The 3,799-nt window shown below is 67.9% G+C and carries 5 protein-coding genes; 2 read left to right on the top strand and 3 right to left on the bottom strand.

The genetic code is table 11. From position 1 onward, the window contains the following. Both I6U14_RS16220 and I6U14_RS16215 read left to right on the top strand, forming a co-directional pair. A partial coding sequence (locus tag I6U14_RS16220; protein WP_296900584.1) for a TAXI family TRAP transporter solute-binding subunit occupies positions 1–1,103 on the top strand: 1,103 nt, incomplete at its 5' end. Beyond that, entirely contained in the window at positions 1,100–1,741 is a 642-nt protein-coding gene (locus I6U14_RS16215) for a BMC domain-containing protein (protein WP_296900582.1), read from the top strand. The genes I6U14_RS16220 and I6U14_RS16215, both read left to right, overlap by 4 nt. A gap of 39 nt (positions 1,742–1,780) precedes the next feature. Here I6U14_RS16215 and I6U14_RS16210 read toward each other — a convergent pair whose 3' ends face one another. From I6U14_RS16210 to I6U14_RS16200, 3 genes are all read right to left on the bottom strand, one after another. After that, positions 1,781–2,728: a sulfurtransferase gene (locus tag I6U14_RS16210; protein ID WP_296900580.1), complete on the bottom strand. Its 948-nt coding sequence runs from the start codon at positions 2,726–2,728 to the stop codon at positions 1,781–1,783. A 135-nt stretch (positions 2,729–2,863) separates the two neighbouring features. Next, a complete protein-coding gene (locus tag I6U14_RS16205; RefSeq protein ID WP_367115681.1) occupies positions 2,864–3,163 on the bottom strand; it encodes a DUF6489 family protein in 300 nt (99 codons plus the stop codon). Between the two features lie 104 nt (positions 3,164–3,267). Next, positions 3,268–3,799 (bottom strand): hypothetical protein (locus tag I6U14_RS16200; protein WP_367115680.1); only part of this gene is annotated, 532 nt, incomplete at its 5' end.

The raw sequence follows: 3,799 nt of genomic DNA, 5'->3' as shown, positions 1-3,799 counted from the left end.
GCCGGGGAGGTAAGGGCAGGGTGGTAAATCCCGCGCGGTCCTTACGCGAGGACGGCCCGTTAGACATCGCAGTGGGGCAAGGCGGGTTCGCCCTGCCCGAGCGGCGGGGGCAACTTGGCGGCCTCGGCAGCATGTTCGACGAGCCCCTGTGGCTTTTGGTGCCCGCCGCGGCGCCGACGCGCGCGCTGAACGAGCTCGACGGCCTGCGTATCGCTGTGGGCCCGGAGGGCAGCGGCACTCGCCCGCTGGTGCAGCAACTGCTGTCCCTGAACGGCATCAGCACGGACGCTGCGACGCTGGTGAGCGAGCCTGCCGAGGACTCCGCCCGGGACCTCATCGCAGGCGAGCTGGATCTGATGTTCAACGTCGCCGCACCGGATGCCCCACTGCTGCGCGGTCTGCTTCAAGACCCGGCGGTGCGGCTGCAAACCCTGCCGCGGGCCGAGGCCTACGCGCGCATCAATCGCGCGCTGACAGTCCTTGAGCTGCCCCGCGGTACGCTGAATCCGGCAGAGGACATCCCGCCCCTGCCGATCGCCCTGGCGGCACCGACAGCGAATCTTGTCGCCCGCCCGGACATCCATCCGGCGCTGGTGGACCTGCTGATACAGGCGGCGAAACGGGTTCACGGCGCCGGCTCGCTGCTGGCGGCGCCCGGCAGCTTCCCGACACCCCGGCACTCGGACTTCCCGCTGAGCCCGGATGCCGAGCGCCACTACGAGCAGGGGCCGCCCTTCCTGCAACGCTACCTGCCATTTTGGGCGGCCACCTGGGTCGACCGCACCAAGGTGATGCTGGTGCCTCTGCTGGCGCTGCTCTTGCCGCTCATCAAGGTCCTGCCGCCGGTCTACGCCTGGCGCGTGCGTCGGCGCATCCTGCGCTGGTACGTACAGCTGCGTCGGATCGACCGCCAGAGCGAGGTAGGCATCCTCCCCGCTGCTGAGGCGGCCGCGCTGCGGGCGCAACTGTCGCAGATCGAAGCGGAGGCGGCGCAAATCGATGTACCGCTCGGCTACACCGATCAACTGTACAATCTCCGCCTGCATATCCATTTGCTGCAAGAGAAGCTGGAAGGCGTCGGAACCGACGCACCGACGCAATGATCAAGCTCCGGACTTATATCTACATCGATTCCCTGCAGCCGCAGCTGGCCGAGTACATGGCCACGGTGTCGCAGGGCTTCCTGCCTATTCCCGGCGACGCCTGCCTCTGGGTGGAGGTCTCACCCGGCATGGCCATCCACCGGCTCACGGACATCGCGCTGAAGGCCACCCGCGTGCACCTCGCGCAGCAGGTCGTGGAGCGCGCGTTCGGCTCCATGGTGATTCACCAGCGCGATCAGAGTGATGTGCTGGAGGCCGGGCGCATCTTGCTGGAGAACCTGCGCGCTCAGCAGGACGACCGCCAGCGGTGTCGGGTGGCCTGGAAGGAGATCATCCGCGCCATGACACCGGATCACACGGTGCTTATCAACCGCCAAAACCGGCGCGGCTCGATGATTCTGCCAGGCCAGAGCATGTTCATTCTGGAGACAGAGCCCGCAGGCTACATCGTCTACGCCGCCAACCAGGCGGAGAAGGCAGCCAACATCACCATCATCGACGTGCGCGCCGTCGGCGCTTTCGGCCGCCTCACGCTGTCCGGCACCGAGGCGGACGTGGACGAGGCCGGCGCTGCCGCAGTGGCGGCGGTGGAGGGGCTGTCCGGACAGGAACGACCGGTCATTTCCCATACCCTTTGAGGGCAGGGCAGCCCCAGTCCTACCGCCACGCTGCGCCGCTCAGCAGGCCTCGCAAAGCTCGATTGCTGCGGCGACGGGCCGGTCTTCGGTTTGCGCCCACTCCATCATGGAGCCGTCGTAGAGCGTCGCCTCCTTGTTGCCCAGCACCGCATAAGCCGCGAACCAGCTGAGCGCTGCACGATTGCCGCTGTGGCAGAAGTGCACCTGCGCCTGCGCCGGGTCGATGCCGCGGGCCGTGAACAGCTGCTCCAGCGCACCGCGGCTGCGCAGACGCGCGCCGCCGTCTACGGCGACCCAGTCATAGGGCAGATGCTTGGCGCCTGGAATGGTGCCGGCTCGCTCGTCGCTGTCGCCGGTGTAGAGGCCGACGAACTCGCCCTCGCTGCGCGCATCCACCAGCTGGGCGCCGCTGCTGCGGGCCGCCGCGACGGCGGCAGCGTCCGGCAACAGCTCCGGGCGCAGCGTGGCGCGGAAAGTCGTCTCCCGTCTCTGCTCCGGACCTTTCGCAAGGCGCCCTCCCGCGTCCGCGTATGCGACCAGGCCCCCGTCCAGAACGCTCACAGTGTCGTGCCCCAGCACCTTGAATGTCCAGAAGACTCGGGCCGCCGCGGCGAGGTCACCGGCGCTGCGGCCGGTGGCGACGATGACAACATGGTCTTCGTTGCCGATGCCGGCGGCGCCGAGCATGGTCTCCAAATCGGCCACGTCGGGCATCATGGAGACCAGCACGGCGGGGTTCTTGTTGCCTTTGGGCGCACTGGTGCGCCAGCTGCCGTAGGGTAAATTCGCGGCGCCGGGGATGTGAAAGCGCTGAAAGGCCTTGGGCTCTTGCAGGTCGACAACGACGACGTCGTCGATGCGGGCCTTGAGCCAAGCGGCGTCGACGAGGGCAGGCGCCGCGTTGCCGTCGGCTTCGGCGGCGGCAGCCGCCATAGCGCCTGGGACTGCGGCGATGAGTGCCGCAGCGAGCAGAAATTGCCTGATCATGTTGGTCTCCGAGCTGGCTCTGGTGGTCGCTTCATCGATGCCGGCAAGTGGTGGCGGCCACCCCCTCGGTTCAACCGACTGCCGCGCCCGGATGCGCCGATGATGCCCGGCTTGTGCTGCCGCTTGGGCGCTTGTTCAGGCCGATTCGTCGTCCTTGTCCGTGCCGGCACGCGTGCCACTGACCCCGGCGGCAAAGAGCTTCTGCATCATGTCCATGCCGGCGAGGCTGCTCGCAAGGTAGGGTTGGAAAAGCTTCAGAGGATCGTAGCCCTCGACCCCAGCCTGCATGCGCTCGCGGATATCGTCCAACAGTTGTTGCTGAAACGCCTCCACGTCGGGCAGGCCCATCAGTCTGCGCATTTCTTCGGCGGTGATATCCAGGTCGATATGAATCTTCATGGCGGTGATGGCGGACGTGGTTTTGGGCTTCGACAACGGCGACGCCAGGGCTCGGATGCGCAGCGGGGCTGGGAACAGAACGCGCGGCGGCGCCTACAGCAGAACGCGCGGCGGCGCTGGGGGAGCCCGTGGCGTGGAATTCAGTGACGGCTCGCCCGGGGCGGCAATTCCTGCGGCAGTGGTTCTTCCACGGCAAGGCCGCGGCGCACCCGCCGACCTAGCAGGACACAGGCACGCTCGAAGGCACGCTCGGCCTCGCGCAGGTGCCAGTTCCAATCCAGCGGCGCCGCGTTGGTGCGCACCGAGAAGTGCCCCACGGTGACGACGCGGCCGATGCGCACCTCCACGGCCCAGTCATGCCAAACCGCATCCGGCTCCGCCTCGTCGGCGAACTCCTGCTCTACCAACCGCACTGCGGCGCTGCCGGTGTCGTCCATCACCACGAGCTCGGAGAGCATGGCAGACTCGTCCACGCAGCTCTCCCAGCCGGTGTGGACGCCGGAGGCGTTCTCCATCAGCGCATGCACCAGCAGGGCGGGTGTGATGCGAAGATTGAGCGGCATGTCCCAACTTGGGTCGGCGGTCTCGGCGAAGGCGGGGGGGACGGTGTCGGACAGGGGGGGGTAGGTGGGGGGCGGGGGAAACCCCGGGGTCGAGAATCTCGGTGGGAGA

Source organism: Thiohalocapsa sp., assembly GCF_019695415.1.
In the GTDB taxonomy this organism is placed as follows: Bacteria; Pseudomonadota; Gammaproteobacteria; order Chromatiales; family Chromatiaceae; genus Thiohalocapsa.
This window is presented reverse-complemented; position numbering and strand designations above follow the sequence as displayed.

Excerpts from the sequence above, each read along its gene's own strand:
- I6U14_RS16215 (WP_296900582.1), top strand. The coding sequence starts at position 1,100 with ATGATCAAGCTCCGGACTTATATCTACATCGATTCCCTGCAGCCGCAG.
- I6U14_RS16210 (WP_296900580.1), bottom strand. The coding sequence starts at position 2,728 with ATGATCAGGCAATTTCTGCTCGCTGCGGCACTCATCGCCGCAGTCCCA.